Raw genomic sequence first — 15,861 nt, 5'->3', positions numbered from 1 at the left:
ATGGTTGATCTCGTGCTTGGGGTTGGTGAAACCAGGGAGGTGATCCCGGCGTCCAGGCCGACGGCTCTCAGCGCCTGGTCATGGACGACGTGCGCGCCGACATGATGCGCTCCCACCACCGCGTTCAGATCGGCCCGCCGCCGGGGTCACTCACGCTCTTCGCCGAGAAACGGGGAGGAATCATTTGAGGGCCGGCCGCTTCGATCGCCGAGGCACTCGGCCTCGACGGCCCCGAGCCCTGGGACATCGAGGCCGCCGGCGCCTTCTGGGGACCCGCTTTCACTGGCGGGGCCATGGCCTCCAACAGTCGCGTCCGCACCGCATGAGCCCGCGACATCCTCGGCCGGAAGCACCACCGCGGCTCGGTCACCGAGTGGATCGCCACGGACCTGACCCCGTGACCCGACGCGGGGTGGGTCAGTGACGGCACGACTGCCTCGTCGGTCAAGTGTGGTGTGTGCAGCACTCCTAGGAAGATCCCGGCCTTCTCCTGCCATCGAAAGCACGGCAAGTTCGCAGGTGAACGATCCGCCAACGGGGCTTCTGCCCTGACTGAGCAAGGAGGACACGGTGACACGGACAACCTCGGAAACCACAGGGCAGGGCAGCGACCGGAAGGTCGTACTCGTCACGGGTGCCACGAGTGGTATCGGCGAAGGCATCGCCAGGCGGCTTGCTGCGGAAGGCCACCACGTCGTTGCCGGTGCGCGTCGAGAGGATCGGCTGGCCAGTCTGGCGGAGAGCGTCCGGGCGGAGGGCGGCCGCATCGACGTGCACCGTCTCGACGTCACCGACCGGGTTGACGTGGCCAGGTTCGTCGACGACACGGTTACTGCCCAAGGGCACATCGACGTGATCGTCAACAACGCCGGCGTCATGCCGCTGTCGCGCCTCGACTCACTGCTGGTGGACGAATGGGACCGGATGATCGACGTCAACGTCAAGGGCCTGCTGCACGGCATCGCCGCGGCCATGCCGCACTTCCAGCGCCAGAACAGCGGGCACTTCATCACCATCGCGTCGATCGGCGCCTACTCCGTGGTCCCCACGGCCGCTGTGTACTGCGCCACGAAGTATGCGGCCTGGGCGATCACCGAAGGCCTGCGGCAGGAGGCCGAGCCGTTCATCCGGGTCACCACTGTCTCACCTGGCGTCGTCGAGTCCGAACTGGCCGACACCATCACCGAACCAGATGCCGCGGCGACGATGAAGGCTTACCGCTCGGCCGCCATCTCGCCCGATGCCATCGCTCGTGCGATCTCCTATGCGATCAGCCAGCCCGCCGACGTCGACGTCAACGAGTTGGTCATCCGGCCTGTGCGGCAGCGCCCGTAGCGTCGCGGCTGTCGGCGGTCTGCGCCTGCAGGCGTGCGCATGTCGGTGCACAACGAGCACTCCGGTCGGCGAGCATGGCCTCCTCCGCACAGTGGCCGAGCGAGGCGACGAGTTCCGCAATGCGCGACACGGCGTCGACCATTGGCCTACGGCAGCGTGAAGTACGGCATACCGGCGCGCATTTCCAACCCTTCGACGGGACGACGTGTGCGACGTAGGCTGCTCGGCCATGTACAGAGAGAGCACGGGCGAAGAGCCGGGGTCTCCGTCCGGTGCTGACCGGAACGGGGCCCGCTCGGCGACCCGGCCGGCGAGAGCCCGGTCCCGTGCCGCGACCACAAGGTCACCCGAACCGAACCGGACCTTGCTGAGGCGGTTCGCTCTCGGGGCGTGGCAGGCGGGACGGCCGGTGGTCGAGGTGGACGGGCGGACGGTTCCCACGACGCCGGAGGACTTCGAGCGCAGACACCTCAGCCGTGGACTCACACGCGTGGCCGACCGGCTGTGGGAGCCGGAGCACAACGAGCGGGTGGCCGGGCGTGAAGGTCGACTGAGCGCGAAGTGAACAATGAGCGGACAGGGAAAGGGCTGGTCCAGGCCTGGGCGAGGGCTGAGAGTGGAGCCGTATCCACCGTCCGCGCACCCACCGGATCCGGAGCGTGTGCGGACCACGTTCGCCCGAGGAGCACCATCGTGACGACGGCCCCAGCACAGGCCACCAGCATGCCCGCAGAACGGCCGCTCGGGGTGGCTGAGCACTTCATGTGGCTGATGAACCAGAACCACCCCACCCACTCGGCCACCGCCATCGAAGTCGCGGGCCCCACCGAGGTGCATGAGTGGCGAACGGCGCTGAACACCCTTCAGCACCGCCACGCCCTCCTCGGCGCCCGCATCCGCGACAGCGGCGACGGCCCCCGGCTCTCGTTCGGCCACGCCGCACAGATTCCGCTGCGAGTGACCGACCTGGCGGCGACCGGGTGGCAACACGAACTGGCCACCGAGATGCGCCACGGAGTCGATGCGGCCGCGATGCCGCCCGTACGGGCCGTCCTGCTGTACAGCCCCGAACGGTGCGCGCTGGTTCTCGTTGCGCACCATGCAGTGGTCGATGGGCTGTCGCAGGCATTTCTCGCACGAGACCTGTTGACCCTCGTCAGCGGCGGGAGCATCGAGGGGGCGGCCGAGGGGCATCCTGGACATCCGGTGGACCACTTCCTGGCTCGAGAGATCGCCGCCGCAGCCACGACTCTGCCGAGTGACATGGACATCCCCCTGTCCGACAGGCCCGGCAGCTACCGGACACCCGACCCGGACGCCGCGCTCTCCATCGATGCCGCCACTCTGAACCGGACCCAGACAGCCGCACTGCGCGAACACGCCCGGGCAGAAGGCACCACGGTGCACGGCGCTGTCGCCTCCGCGGCCCTGGGCGCGGCGGCCGAACTCAACGCGGACTGGTCGACCGTCCCGCTGCGGGTGCACTCGCCCCTCAGCCTGCGCGGGCTCCTTCCCGCGCCGGCTGAAGGCATGGGCAACATCCTCGCCCCGGCCACCACCGGACAGGTCGGCAAGTGGAGCGACCCGTGGGAGGCGGCCCGGTCCTTCACCGACACCCTCGCCCCGTTCCGCCGCAAGAGCGCGTTGCTTCAGTCGCTCGCTCTGTGGACTGGCGTCTTCCAAAACCGCCCGGCCCCGGCTGACATGGCCGGTATGCTCGCCGCCGCCGCACCCCACGAACTGCTGCTCACCAATCTCGGAGCCCTGCCCATCGGGACGTCCTACGGTTCGTTGACCCTCAAAAGCTTGTGGGGACCTTCGGTCCTCTTCGGATTCGAGGGAGAGCAGACCCTCGGCTTGAACACACTCGCCGGCACACTGCGCATTCTGCACACGAGCTTCAGCCCGGTGCCCGAGCTCTTGGAGCTGACCCGAGAACGGCTGCTGTCAGCCATCGGTGGCACTGGCTGATCCCCCGATACCTACGGGCGGCTGTCCAGTGGGCCACTGGCTCAACTCGCGCAGACGGTTTGGAAGTCGCGGCCCTCGGCGTGCTGTCGCCACAGGAGTTCGGCCACCGTCGCCGGCTCATGCTGTAGCCCGGGGCCCAGTGCGCCGACGATCGCGGTGTGTGCCACACGTATGCCTTCGGGGCTGAGCTCTTCGTGCAGCAGACGGGCGTACGCCACCTCCGCGGCGTAGGAGACGGCGGAACTGGCACGCGCGGCGCTGGGTGCGACGGCGGCACCTCCTGTGGTGAACAGAAGGGTTCCGCGGCCACGCTCCCGCATGGCGGGCAGCACGGCCTGAACCGAGTCGATGGCGCCGAGGACGCTCAGGCCCAGGGACAGTCGGACGTCCTCGGAGGTGGTGCGGGTGACAGGCTTGATCCAGTCCAAAGAAGGCAGCGGGCTGTACAGCAGGACGTCGATCGGGCCGAGGCGCTCCGCCAGTTCCGTCAGCGCCGCGGCTGCGGCCTGGGGACGAGTGATGTCCGTTGCCGCAGTGCGGGCAGTGATGCCTTCTTTCGCCAGTGTGTCCTGCATGTTCTGCAGCCTGTCGCGGTTGCGTGCGACCAGGCCGACGTCGAAACCTTCCGCTCCGAATCTGGCGGCAGTGGCCAGACCGAGGTTCGGTCCTGCTCCGATGATCGCCAGGGTGGGCATGGATCCTCCATGGTGGGGTCGTTCCGGTCGGACAGCGGTGCGGTCGTCGGGGGAGTCGGCGCTGAGGGTGACGTCGCGCCAGGCCGTGAGGTTGGCCTTGAGGGTGTCGAGGGACGATGGCGACGGGGTCGCCGGGCTGGTGCCGTAGGTGTCCAAGGTGCTCTTGCGGCGGGCGCCTGCGGTGACCGCGTAGTCGTCGATCTGCGTGGCCCACGTTGATGCCCGGCGTTGACACCTCGGCCGCGAGCGCGGCGTACGGGCGCGGCGGACTTCAAGGCATGGCGGCCCCGAGTGCATTCAGTCGTCTGCGACGATGTTCTGCCGCACGGCCTCGGATGCCTGTGCCGTTTCCGTCGCGGTGAGGCTGCCGAGCAGCGACAGTGCGTGGGCGGAGGGGCTGCCGGGCTCGGCCTGGTAGACAACGAGTTGCTGACCTGGCGCGCTGTTGATGGTCAAGGACTCGTATTCCAGGGTTAGTTCACCGACGACCGGGTGCCGGAAGCGTTTGGTCTCGTGCCTCTTCTGGCGGATGTCGTGACGCGCCCACAACGTGCGGAACGCTTCGCTCTTGAGCGACAACTCGCCCACCAGCTCGATCATCCGCGGATCGTCGTAGTCGGTTCCCGCCGCCTCGCGCAGGCCGCCGACCGTGTTGGCGGCAACCCGGTCCCAGTCCGGGTAGAAATCCCGGGCGTCGGGGTCGAGGAAGACGAGCCGCATCAGGTCCCCGCTGTAGGTGTGGCCGGCGAACAGGGCACCGCCCAGGGGGTTGTGGGCCAGCACGTCCATACAGCGCCCCAGAATCACGGCAGGTGTGCCGGTCCAACTGTCCATCATCTGCCGTAGAACTGGACTCACCCGCTGACGCCGGGCTTTCTTGCGGGAAGGTGCCGGCACAGGCCGAGCCAGCCGGTGCAGATGTGCGATCGCGTCGTCGTCCAGCAACAGTGCTCGGGCCAGTGCGTCGAGCACCTGCACCGAAGGGTTCCTTTCGCGGCCCTGTTCCAGGCGCACGTAGTAGTCGGTGCTCAGCCCGGACAGCATGGCCACTTCCTCCCGGCGCAGGCCCGCCACACGGCGGCGGCCGATCACGGGCACGTCCTGTTCCTCGGGCTGCACCAGGCCGCGTCGAGCTCGCAGAAACTGTCCCAGAAGGTTGTCGCCGTCCATGCCATCGACATTAGCCCCGCCCGGCATCCCACGCAGCTGTGCAGGGTGGCCGTGATACTCCTAGGGTCGCCGTGCCGGGCGCCAAGCCCGCCCGGCGGAACGGGACTTCCGGCCCTGCGCTCTTGCCGGCTGTCCCCGACGGTGGCACCGGACATCGCCTGAGCACCGGCAGGCCGAGAGACCCGTGCGCGCGTCGGCCTGAACGGCGCGATCACGCACATGCCCCATGGCTACCCCTGGGCGGCGCCTTCGGTGCCGGGTGGGGCGCTGAACCACAGCAGGCGCCGGCGTCCGTCCTCGCTGAACAGGCTGTGGCAGTCCAGCTCGATGACGTCCAGCGTGGCGTGCACGATGCGTTTGCGGTCGGTTCGTCTCGGGGCGACGTCGTGGGTGTCCCACAGGGTGATGAACGCTTCACTGCGCGGTCGCAGGGCGGCCACCATCTGGTGCACTTCGGTGTCGTCGCCGCGCCGGGCGGCGACCGCCTGGAGGTCGGCGACGAAGACCCACGAGTGGTGGGGGCGGTCCTCGGCCGGACAGAGGGTACGGGCGTCCGGATCGGTGAACCAGCGGTAGATGAAGCTTTCCGCGGGGCCGCGCACCGCCGGGGGCCGGCCGACAAGCGGCAGCCAGGGGGTTTCGGGCGAGGGTTTGGTGCAGGTCGGTGATGACCTGGGCGGGAGTGGTGGTGAGCTGGTCCAGCAGGCCGAGCAGGCCGAGCAGGCCGAGCAGGCCGAGCAGGCCCGGCTGGACGTGCGCGGTCGGACCGTGTGCCGCCGGGGGACCATCCGCGATTGGGCCGGAGCGGCCAGCACCTGGGCCGAGGGCTGGACGCCTCGTCCCGGTTCCAAGTTCCAACTCCGTGTAGTAGTCGGCGGACAGGCCCGCCGGCTGGGCCACCTCCTCACGTCGCAGTCCGGGCACCTGGCGCCGCGGCCCCGTGGACACGCCGCCGTCGGACAGGCGGATTCGGGGCGCCGGGATCTCAGCAACGCGACGAGTGCGGAGTGGTTCACGCTCCCCATCGTGACGCGTACCGGCGTCCTGAGACAGGGGGTGGCGACCCCTGGGTGGAGACAGCCCTGGCTGGTGGGACACGACCGGCCCACGCTGGAGAAGCAGGCAGGGAGCAGCCGGTACCAACGCCGACGCGCCACGCCCCGATCCACCCGTCGTGCCAGTCCGCCTCTGGCGTCTCTCACAGGAGTCCCCTTGTCCTCCCAGGAAACCGCGGCGAGTCGTGCCGCGCTCAACGACCATGCAGACGAGCCCCGCGTCGCCATCGTCACCGGCGGCTCCCGCGGTATCGGCCGCGAGACGGTGACCCGGCTGGCCGCCGACGGATTCGCCGTCGTGGTCGGTTACGCCGGCAATCGTGATCTGGCCGAGGTGGCCGTCAAGGAGGTCACCGCCGCCGGGGGCCGGGCCATCGCCGTCCAGGCCGATGTCGCCGACGAGCAGGAGGTGGCCGCACTGTTCGACACCACCGAGTCCGAGTTCGGTGGGGTCGACGTGGTCGTCCACGCGGCCGGCCGACTGTACCTGTCCCCGGTCGCCGACCTGGACCTGGCGGAACTGGACGCACTCCACCGCACCAACATCCGCGGAAGCTTCGTCGTCGCCCGGCAGTCCGCCCGCAGGATTCGCAGCGGCGGGGCCGTGATCACCTTCTCGACTTCCATAGTGGGCCTGGCCCTTCCCGGCTACGGTGCCTACAGCGCCGGCAAGGGTGCCATCGAGGCGCTCACGATGATCCTCGCCCGGGAGATGCGCGGTCGGGACGTCACCGTCAACGCCGTCGCCCCCGGTCCAACTGCCACCGACCTGTTCCTCGACGGCAAGGACGAGGCGACCATCGCCCGCCTGGCCGCCCAGCCCCCGCTGGAACGACTTGGCACCCCCGCGGATATCGCCGAGGTCGTCGCCTTCCTCGCCTCACCGGCCGGTCACTGGGTCAACGGCCAGGTCGTCCGTGCCAACGGCGGCATCGTCTGACCGACCTCGGCGCCGACGCCGTACGTGTTCCGCACCCACTGCAAGGACGGCCATGGCCTCCGACACCGCCGGAACCATCCGCGTGACCGGACTCGTACGCCGTTGAATTCGGCGTCACCTGCCAGGTATCCGCCGACGCCGACGCCGACGCCGATGCCCGCTCCCGCCGATACCTCGACACTGCGCATGCGCAGGCAGCTCCCTGTAACCCATCCAGAAAAGAGAACCACCATGCCGTTCGCCAACTTCAAGGTCCCCGCAGGAACCCTCGACGAGAAGCAGAAGGAAGAGATCGTCACCCGCACGACCGAGCTCTACGTCGAGATCTACGGCGAACGGGCCCGCGCCAACACCATGGTCCTGGTCGAAGAGGTCACCGACGGCGGCTGGGGCATCGGCGGCAACGTCCTGACCCTCGCGATGCTCGCGCAGTCGCCCGAGAACTGACGCCGCTACCGACGGGCGGGGGGAGCGCGAGGTTCCCCCGCCCGGCGCCCCCTAATTCCCGCATAGCACTCGGCGCACCAGAAGCGCCCGCCGACAGCTGGCCGATTTTCCCAATTCCTCCGGAATCCATATCAAGAGGGTGATCGCGCCATCACGCAGCGCACTCAACGAGGGATCATGGTTACTGGTTGAGCACTTTATGAACATCGTCTTGCCTGTGCGCGGCCCAATGCTTCAGGGCATGCTCTTGGCCATCATCCACTATCTGCACTACGTCGGGTTTCCGTAATGCCCATCCCTCAGACTCTGCACGCGCCGGAACCTTCCCCATCGGTCAACTCCGGAATTCCAGCCCCGGTCGACGTGGTTTTCTCGATGCAGCGAGACGGAACAGCGGCCTTGCTGCGCGATATGAGGAGCCAGGGCGTCATGCCGACGTTTCCCCATCCATGGGGATCGACAGGCGCCTACCTTTCCCTGCTGCGCCGGCCGCAACCCCTGGCAGTTCTGGATGTGCCGGGCACCAGCCTGGTCCCTGACCTGCCGCAGCGCGTTCACGTACTCAGCAGGCTGTCCGCGGTCGTCGTACTGGTACCAGACGACACCGACTCGGTGTCCTTACTGCGGGCCGGCGCCGCCAACGTACTGTCTCGCAGTGCGTCGCCCAGGGAGTTGGCCAGCCGAATCGCCGCGGAGCGCCGCTGGCTGGCAGTGCTTTCCCCGCTTCATTCCACGGACGACGACAATGAGTGCCCGAATCTCGCACGGAACGTGAAGCACGCCTCTCAGAAGATTCTTCTGGAGCTCATTCAGGCCGTGAGGCATCCATGGTGCTGTCACGACCTGTGCCTCCTTCTCGGCGATGCGCAGCGTCCGCTCAGCCGGCGCGCCCTGCAGGCCCGGATGACGCGCCTGACCCACCGTATGGCGGAGTGTGACACCTCGTTCACCATTACCAAACAGTGGGGGCGCACCATCTTCGGCTGGGCTACAGAACAGCAGCGCGCCGCCTCGAGGCCCACGCCGTGATCTGTGACGAGCCGGCTACGTTGCGGCGGGCTCACACGCGGCTTCCGCCGGGCACTGAGCCTTTGAATGCCCTTTCACCTCACGCGGGTGTCAATGGCCTTGCGGTGTGCCGGGCTGTCCTCGCGATAGAAGACGTATCCGCCGTGGTGAAGGACGTCGCCCTGGAACGTTCCGTTGGCCGTGAAGCCTGTGTCGTCCGCATACTCGATGCGATTCCCCTTGACCCAGTAGCGGCCGGTATAGGCGCTTTCACGGTTGCCCCGCGCTTCGTCGTAGCGGCCGTTCGGGAGGAGCTCTTGTCGGATCTGATCGTCCGCGGTGACCCACATCCCGACGTACGTGTGGAGCTCACCCGAGTTACTCGTCTCGCTGCCGGCGGGTGACCGACTCGACGTCGTCGGGCCGACGGAGGCAGGTTGTTCACCGGGCTCCTGCTGACAGGCCACCGCCGCGGCCACACTGAGCAGGGGTGCAACGATCCTTGAAGTGCTGTTGTTTTGGCGCATGCACGGATGATGACGCGCGAACCCCGTGGAGCGAGAGGCCGCGCTGCTCCTGGGTGCCGTGCACCCACCCGCCGGCACCGGCGAGTGTGATCGAAACAGGTCGCGCGTGCCAGTCATGTGTGTTCGGCGGTCTTGCCGATGTCCGGCGAGCCGCCGTTCACCATCGGTTGGGACATCGCCGACACAGTCGATGCCGTCGGGGTGTGTCCGCCTTCGCTCCGGGACGAGGTCCTCGGCATGCTCGCCCTCCCGGGGGCAGGCAACACCTACGCCGAGTACGCCCTCACCTCCATCAGCGAGATCATCCACAAGCCCGCCCAGCTCACCACCGAGCAAGCGGCCGGCCTCCGATGGCCGACATCACGGCCTGACACCGAGCTGCGGGCGGCGTCGGCCACCTCGCGGTGCAGATCGCCAAGAGATCCAGGGCGCCCACGTACTCGGCATGGCGAGCGCGGGCAAGCACGAACTGCTGCGCCGCCTCTGCAAGCCCCATCGCCTCAGCTCAGAGGCAAATCTTCGCGCATGTGACCAAGCCTCGGACACCTACCTTCGCGAAAGCGCGCGGTCAGAGGCTCCGACCCACGCCGGGGGCGTCTCACCCGGCAATGGAGCAATTGTTGGACAGGGAACGGCCTGGCTCTCATCAGTACGGCCGCGTGAGTCTGGGTCGTATCTGTTTCGCCTTTCAGGAGAACGTCCATGACTCATGTGCTGGTCCTCGGCGCCGGTCCCACCGGGCTCACGACCGCGATGCTGCTCGCCGCCGACGGCCACCGCGTCACCGTGGTGGAGCGGAACCCCGACGAGCCGCACGGCGACGCCGCCCGGCTGTGGGAAGGGTGGGAGCGGCGGGGGGTGAAGCAGTTCCGCATGCTGCACATGGTCATGCCTCGCTGGCGGACGGAGATGGAGCATGAACTCCCGGAGGTGATCGCCGAACTGGAGGCCCTCGGCGGCACCCGGATGAACCTGATCCAGTTCGCGGACTTGCCGGCGGAGGCTGCCGGGGCCCGCCCCGGCGATGAGCGCTTCGACAGCGTGGCGGCCCGCCGCCCGGTGTTGGAGGCGGCGGTAGCGCGCGTCGCGTCTCGGACGGAGGGTGTCACCGTCTTGCGGGGCGTGCACGTCACCGCGCTGGTCACCGCCTCGGCGACGCAGAGCGCGACCCCGCGCGTGGGCGGGGTGGTGACCGCCAACGGCCAGGTGCTCCACGCGGACCTGGTGGTCGACGCGAGCGGCCGGAACTCCGCCGTCCCACAGATGCTGGACGCCATCGGAGACCGCGCGCCCGTCGTGGAGAGAGAGCCGAACGGATTCGCCTACTACTCCCGCTACTTCCGGGTGCCCCCGAACGACCGGCCGTCGTACCGGGGCTGGGTGCTGGAACATCACGAAGGGCTGACGGTCGGCAAGTTCGCCTGCGACAACGACATCTGGGCCGTGGGGCTCTATGTCTCCTCCCGGGACCGGCAGTTGCGGGCCCTGCACGACACCGACACCTGGCAGCGGGCGGTCGCGCTCTTCCCCGATGTCGCCGAGTGGGCGGCCCGTGAGCCGGTGGGCGGTGTGCGAGCCATGTCGGGCACCCAAGGCGAGTACCGCCGCCACGTCGTCGAGGGTCGGCCGGTGGTCACCGGCTTCGTCGCGGTCGGGGATGCCTGGGCGACCAGCAATCCGGCGCGCGGAGCGGGCCTCAGCACGGGGGTGCTGCACGCCCAGGCACTGCGCGACACACTGCGCGAGGTCGGCCCCGCCGACGCCGAGAAGTTGGTGCTCCGGTTCGACGAGCTCACCGAGGCCCGCCTGACACCCATCTACCGGAGCATCACAAGCTGGAGCCGCCACCGGCTGGCGGAGATCGACGGGGACATCACCGGCGAACCGTACGAGACAGCGGACCCGAGCTGGGTGATCGGCAAAGCCCTTGACGCGGCCAAGCTCCGCGACCCGGACGCGCTCCGCGCGTTGGCCGACCTGGCGATGCTCCACCTTCCGGCCCAAGAGGTACTGGCGGCCCCGGGCCTGACCGAAAAAATCATGACCCTCGGCGCCAATCAGCCGCGTTACCACGCTCCCGGCCCCTCACGCGCCGAAGTCCTGGCCGCCATCGGCGCCTCGCGCGACTGAGCCGGATGCCTCCCCGGCCTCAGGCATAGCGCGCTCGAGGACGTCGCCGCGCAGCGGGGTGGTGAAGGCCCTCGTCGGCACCTCAACACCGGCCCGCGTCCGGGAACCCAGGCACGGGCCGCTGCGCCAAGGGAGCTGGTGCAGGAGCGGACTCAGGCAGGCAACACCACCTGGCCAAGGCAGCCAGTGCCGCCGGCACGCGAGGCGCGTCAGCCAGACGGAGGGTGGACACCGACGGGGCGGGGGCGGCCCGCCGCGGCCTCGGCAGTGGCAGGTCAATCAGTGCCCACATGTGCGGTCACCGAACAGTCGAAGGTGCCTGCGCCCCACCTGATCGGCGCCCGCCGGGACTCACCGGAGCCGACCGCCCCGCTCGGCCTGATGGGCCTGCCATGCCGGACGCGAGCTTCAGTGCCGCTGCCCCGCCTCTGACCACCACCGCTACCAGCTCACTACCCGATCAGGAACTTCCCTGCGGAGGGACTACACCCGTGCGAGACAAGTCACCCATGGCCGCCATCGCTGAGATACCGGGTCCCAAAGGCCTTCCCCTGCTCGGCTCGGCACTCGACCTCCGGCGCGACTCACTGGACACTCTGCTGCGCGCGCGGCGAGAGTTCGGCGACGTGGTCCGTATTTCCGCCGGCCCACCAGGACTGCGTTCGGTGATGCACTGCGTCTTCTCCGCAGAGGGCGCACAGCAGGTCCTGGCCACACAGACGGCCAACTTCCGCAAGGACAACCGGCTTTACGAGGAGATCCGGCTGTCCATCGGCAATGGCCTACTCACCAGCCAGGACGCCGACTATCTGCGCCAACGCCGCCTCATCCAACCGCTGTTCACCAGGCGGCAGGTGGACGGCTACGCCGCAGCGGTGACACTGGAGGCCGGCAGCATGGTGGGACGCTGGCGCACCGCCGGCGACACGGTCGTCGACGTGAACAGGGAGATGGACCGGTTCGCACTGCGCACAGTGGCGCGCATCCTCTTCGGCGCGGACATCGAGGCGGCCGCCGACGTCGTGCACGACCACTTTCCCGTGATCAATGCGTACGTGCTCCGGCGCGGCTTGTCCCCCGTCAATCCGCCGCGCTCCTGGCCCCTCCCGGCCAACCGCCGCGCCGAGGAGGCGACCCGCGCGGTGTACGCGGTCTGTGACCGGATCATCGCCGAGCGCCGGGCGGCCGGAACGACAGCGGCTGCCGACGACCTGCTCTCTCTCCTCTCCCGGGCGAGCAGCGCAGAGGACGGCAGCCTTGACGCCGCCGAACTCCGCGACCAACTCCTCGTCTTCCTGATCGCGGGCCACGAAACGACCGGGACATCCATGACCTTCGCGCTGCACTTGCTGTCCCTGCACCCGGAGGTCCAGGCGCGGGCACAGGAGGAGGTCGACCGCCTGGCGGCCGGGCGTACGCCCTCGGCCGCCGACCTTGACCGGCTGCCGTATCTGACGAGGGTGCTGAAGGAGGCCATGCGGCTGTATCCGGCCGCTCCGTTGATCGGCCGCCGGTCCGTCGAAGCCGCCGAGGTCGACGGGCACCTCATTCCCGCCGGGGCCGACGTTCTGGTCCCGCCGTGGGTCATCCACCGCCACCCGGACCTGTGGGAGGACCCTGAGCGCTTCGCCCCCGAACGCTTCACCCCCGAGCGCGAGGCTGCCCGGCACCACTACGCCTGGTTCCCCTTCGGTGGCGGTCCACGCGCCTGCATCGGCCAGCACTTCGCGATGCTCGAGTCCGTGCTCGCGCTGGCGGTGTTGCTGCGCGCTTACGACCTGGAGGCGGTGGACAGGGACATTTCCTTGATGGCGGGGGTCACGCTTCAGGCGACGGGGACGGCGCGGGTGCGGCTTCGGGCCCGCGCTCAGGCCCGTTGATACGTAGGCGCTGCCCTGGCTTGACGGGCGATGTCAACCTGTCGAGCGCGTTGCTGGTGGCGGGTGGGAGTTCTCGGCCTGGTTGTCGAGGGCACTGCGACTGCCGGTGTCGCGCATATCGCATCCGCATCCGGCGCAGCCCGGCGGCGTTCTCGGCGGCGGACTTCGCGCACCCGCTGGGGCCGAGCGGGCCAGGAAACAATCCGACCCGACGTCAGGAACCCGCGGCGGAGACACAGCGAGGATCGTGTCGATCTCGGCTCCCGTGCTCATGGCCGGCCTCACCGGTGACATCCCGGCCTGGAACCCGCTGGCGCATACTCCGCTCGCCGGCCGCCTCGATGTGCACGCCCCCGAGGACCCGGAGCACCGGTGGCAGCCCTGGCACTTCCAGGCACGCCCGGTCCCTACACCGACACTCGGGTTACCGGCGGCGGAGTGAACCAAGTCATATCGACGCGCGGTCTCATCCCTTCGGTTGGTCCGGGGTGCGCGGCGTAAGGTGCTCGGCCATGCATGGTTCGGTTGGTGGGGGGCTCGTGGATTCGGGGAACGGTGGCTTGTTGGGTGACCTGGTGGTCGCCGCGCGCGACCAGGCGTTCGTGGGGCGGGTGGCGGAGCGGGCGGTCTTCCGGTCCGCGCTGGCGGGGGACTCCCACGCGCCGTCGGTTCTGTACCTGCACGGGCCCGGCGGGATCGGCAAGTCCGCGCTGCTGAGGCGGTTCGCTCTCGAGGCGCAGGAGGCGGGGCGGCTGGTGATCGAGGTGGACGGGCGTACGGTTGCCGCGACGCCGGAGGACTTCGAGCACGCGGCCGGGAAAGCGATCGGCGAGCCGAACACGGTGCTGTTGGTCGACACCTTCGAGCTCTGCCACGGCCTGGAGCACTGGCTGTGGGAGCAGTTCCTGCCGCGGTTGCCGCTGGGCACGGTCGTGGTGGTGGCCGGACGCGCGGCCCCCGATCCCCGCTGGGTCGCCGATCCGGGGTGGGCGGACCTGCTTCGGGTGATGCGGTTGCGGGATCTGGCCCGGGAAGATGCCGCCGCCTTCTTGCGCGTACGGGGTGTCCCGGCCGGGACGCACCACGCGCTGCTGTCGTTCACCAGTGGCAATCCGCTGGCCCTGTCGCTGGCGGTGGCGGTCGCCGCGCAGCGGGACACGGACGGGGCCCCGGGCACTGCCGACTGGTCACCGGGCCAGGACGTGATCGCGACGTTGCTGCCCCAACTCGTGGGCCACGCCCCGAGTGCGGCGCACCGCACGGCGCTGGAGGTGTGCGCGCAGGCCGATCTCACCTCCGAGGCCCTGCTGCGGGCGATGATGGGCGAAGACGCCGCTGAACTGTTCGCCTGGCTGCGCACCCAGCCGTTCATCGAAGCCACCGCCTCCGGGCTCTTTCCGCACGATGTCGTGCGCGAGGTGTTGGCCGCCGATCTCCGCTGGCGGGACCCCGAGGGATTCGCCGTCCTGCGCCGGCGGATGTACCACCATCTGCTCGCCCGGGTCCGCGAGGTGCCCGCCGCACAGGTGCTTCAGGCGATGAACTCACTCGTGTACCTGGACCGGTCCCTCGGTCATCTTGCCGACACCCTCGTATGGGACCCTGAGGACGCGGTGCGGGAAATGCCCTGTACGCCTGACGACGAGAGCCGCGTCGTGGACATGGTCCACCTGACGGAGGGCGCCGAGTCCGCCGCGATCGCCCGCTTCTGGCTGAACCGGCAGCCCGAAGCGTTCAGGGTCTACCGCTCGAACCGGACCGACGAGATCACTGCCTTTTCGACGTTGCTGCGGCTCAGCGGACCGGAGGGGGAGGACGTCGATCCGGTGGTGGCCGCCGCCTGGTCCCATGCTCGCGCCGGCAGCCCACTGCGAGCGGGCGAGCACATGGCTGTCGCACGGTTCATCGTGGACGCACAGGCATACCAGCGGCCCTCGGCGTCTCTGAACCTGGTCACGTGGCGCGTGACGGCGGAGATCATCCGGGCCGACCGTCTGGCCTGGCTGTTCGTCGTGATGAGGGACGACGGGTTCTGGAACGCTCACCTCGCGCCCGGCGACATGCTGCCGACGGATGCCAGTCCCGTGGTCGGCGACCACGGCTACCGCCTGTTCGCCCACGACTGGCGTACCCGGTCCGCAATGGAGTGGGTGGCGGAGAAGCACGAAGCTCTGCAGGAGGGCATGGCTGCCGGCACGCCTGCGGTCACACCTCCGCAGGAGCGGTCGGACCACGTGGTGCTGTCCCGGCCGGAGTTCGACGCCGCCGTACGGGACGCCCTGCGTGCACTGTGGTGGCCGGGCGAACTCGCGGCAAACCCCCTCAACCGCAGCCGACTGGTCGCAGAGCACGATCAGAACCTCCACGATGTACTGCTCCACGCCATCGACACCCTGCTGGGGCAGCGCGGCGGAGAGACACGTCATCAGGTCCTCACGACCACGTACAGCAAGACCGCCCCCACCCAGGAGGCGGCGGCCCGGCGCCTCGGGATGTCTTTCAGCACCTACCGCCGCCACCTGACGGCCGCGGTGCAGCACATCAGGGACGTCCTGTGGAGTCACGAACTGAGCGGAACACCGGTCCTTCCGGTGGGCCGGGACCTGCCGGCGGAGCAGTGAGGCGGGCAGCCCGGCTGAGCGATGTCCGCCGCCGCACCGTGGAGGTGGCCTCGCTCAACGAGCTTTCTGCCGCTGCACGCCG

The 15,861-nt window shown here is 69.2% G+C and carries 11 protein-coding genes and 2 pseudogenes; 9 read left to right on the top strand and 4 right to left on the bottom strand.

Annotated elements, in window-relative coordinates; all coding sequences use genetic code 11:
* Positions 1-570 precede the first annotated feature (570 nt).
* The gene (locus BFN33_RS02805; protein WP_088245239.1) at positions 571-1,335 is read left to right on the top strand and encodes an SDR family oxidoreductase; all 765 of its coding nucleotides are present in this window, start codon (positions 571-573) and stop codon (positions 1,333-1,335) included.
* A 693-nt stretch (positions 1,336-2,028) separates the two neighbouring features.
* Complete coding sequence (locus BFN33_RS02800) at positions 2,029-3,306, top strand: condensation domain-containing protein (RefSeq protein WP_107487965.1); 1,278 nt, start codon at positions 2,029-2,031, stop codon at positions 3,304-3,306.
* 41 nt (positions 3,307-3,347) lie between these two features.
* On the opposite strand, the gene BFN33_RS02795 is transcribed toward BFN33_RS02800, so the two are convergent.
* The 3 genes and pseudogenes from BFN33_RS02795 to BFN33_RS49305 form a co-directional block, all read right to left on the bottom strand.
* Positions 3,348-4,157: an SDR family NAD(P)-dependent oxidoreductase gene (locus BFN33_RS02795; RefSeq protein ID WP_256122609.1), complete on the bottom strand. Its 810-nt coding sequence runs from the start codon at positions 4,155-4,157 to the stop codon at positions 3,348-3,350.
* A 141-nt stretch (positions 4,158-4,298) separates the two neighbouring features.
* A complete protein-coding gene (locus tag BFN33_RS02790) occupies positions 4,299-5,171 on the bottom strand; it encodes a helix-turn-helix domain-containing protein (protein ID WP_069758210.1) in 873 nt (290 codons plus the stop codon).
* A gap of 230 nt (positions 5,172-5,401) precedes the next feature.
* A pseudogene (locus BFN33_RS49305) lies at positions 5,402-6,187 on the bottom strand (transcriptional regulator).
* A gap of 196 nt (positions 6,188-6,383) precedes the next feature.
* Here BFN33_RS49305 and BFN33_RS02780 point away from each other — a divergent pair.
* The 3 genes from BFN33_RS02780 to BFN33_RS02770 all read left to right on the top strand — a co-directional run bounded on the left by BFN33_RS02780 (position 6,384) and on the right by BFN33_RS02770 (position 8,642).
* A complete protein-coding gene (locus BFN33_RS02780) occupies positions 6,384-7,166 on the top strand; it encodes an SDR family oxidoreductase (RefSeq protein ID WP_069758208.1) in 783 nt (260 codons plus the stop codon).
* Positions 7,167-7,397: 231 nt separating this feature from the next.
* Entirely contained in the window at positions 7,398-7,613 is a 216-nt protein-coding gene (locus tag BFN33_RS02775) for a tautomerase family protein (protein WP_069758207.1), read from the top strand.
* Between the two features lie 429 nt (positions 7,614-8,042).
* Complete coding sequence (locus tag BFN33_RS02770) at positions 8,043-8,642, top strand: hypothetical protein (RefSeq protein ID WP_141757937.1); 600 nt, start codon at positions 8,043-8,045, stop codon at positions 8,640-8,642.
* Between the two features lie 74 nt (positions 8,643-8,716).
* Here the strand turns inward: BFN33_RS02770 and BFN33_RS53640 are convergent.
* Positions 8,717-8,986 (bottom strand): annotated as a pseudogene (locus BFN33_RS53640) (Atu4866 domain-containing protein); the annotation flags it as partial.
* A gap of 864 nt (positions 8,987-9,850) precedes the next feature.
* Between BFN33_RS53640 and BFN33_RS02760 the strand changes: the two are divergent.
* The 4 genes from BFN33_RS02760 to BFN33_RS02745 all read left to right on the top strand — a co-directional run bounded on the left by BFN33_RS02760 (position 9,851) and on the right by BFN33_RS02745 (position 15,779).
* Complete coding sequence (locus tag BFN33_RS02760) at positions 9,851-11,278, top strand: NAD(P)/FAD-dependent oxidoreductase (RefSeq protein ID WP_069758204.1); 1,428 nt, start codon at positions 9,851-9,853, stop codon at positions 11,276-11,278.
* A 509-nt stretch (positions 11,279-11,787) separates the two neighbouring features.
* A complete protein-coding gene (locus BFN33_RS02755) occupies positions 11,788-13,158 on the top strand; it encodes a cytochrome P450 (protein WP_069758203.1) in 1,371 nt (456 codons plus the stop codon).
* Between the two features lie 247 nt (positions 13,159-13,405).
* Positions 13,406-13,600, top strand: a complete 195-nt coding sequence (locus BFN33_RS02750) for a hypothetical protein (RefSeq protein ID WP_069758202.1) — start codon at positions 13,406-13,408, stop codon at positions 13,598-13,600.
* A 121-nt stretch (positions 13,601-13,721) separates the two neighbouring features.
* Positions 13,722-15,779: an ATP-binding protein gene (locus tag BFN33_RS02745; RefSeq protein WP_079140539.1), complete on the top strand. Its 2,058-nt coding sequence runs from the start codon at positions 13,722-13,724 to the stop codon at positions 15,777-15,779.
* Positions 15,780-15,861 lie beyond the last annotated feature (82 nt).

The organism is Streptomyces sp. LUP47B (genome assembly GCF_001746295.1).
Classification (GTDB): domain Bacteria; phylum Actinomycetota; class Actinomycetes; order Streptomycetales; family Streptomycetaceae; genus Streptomyces.
Note: the sequence above shows the minus strand (reverse complement) of the source record. Positions and strands in the feature narration are given on the sequence as shown.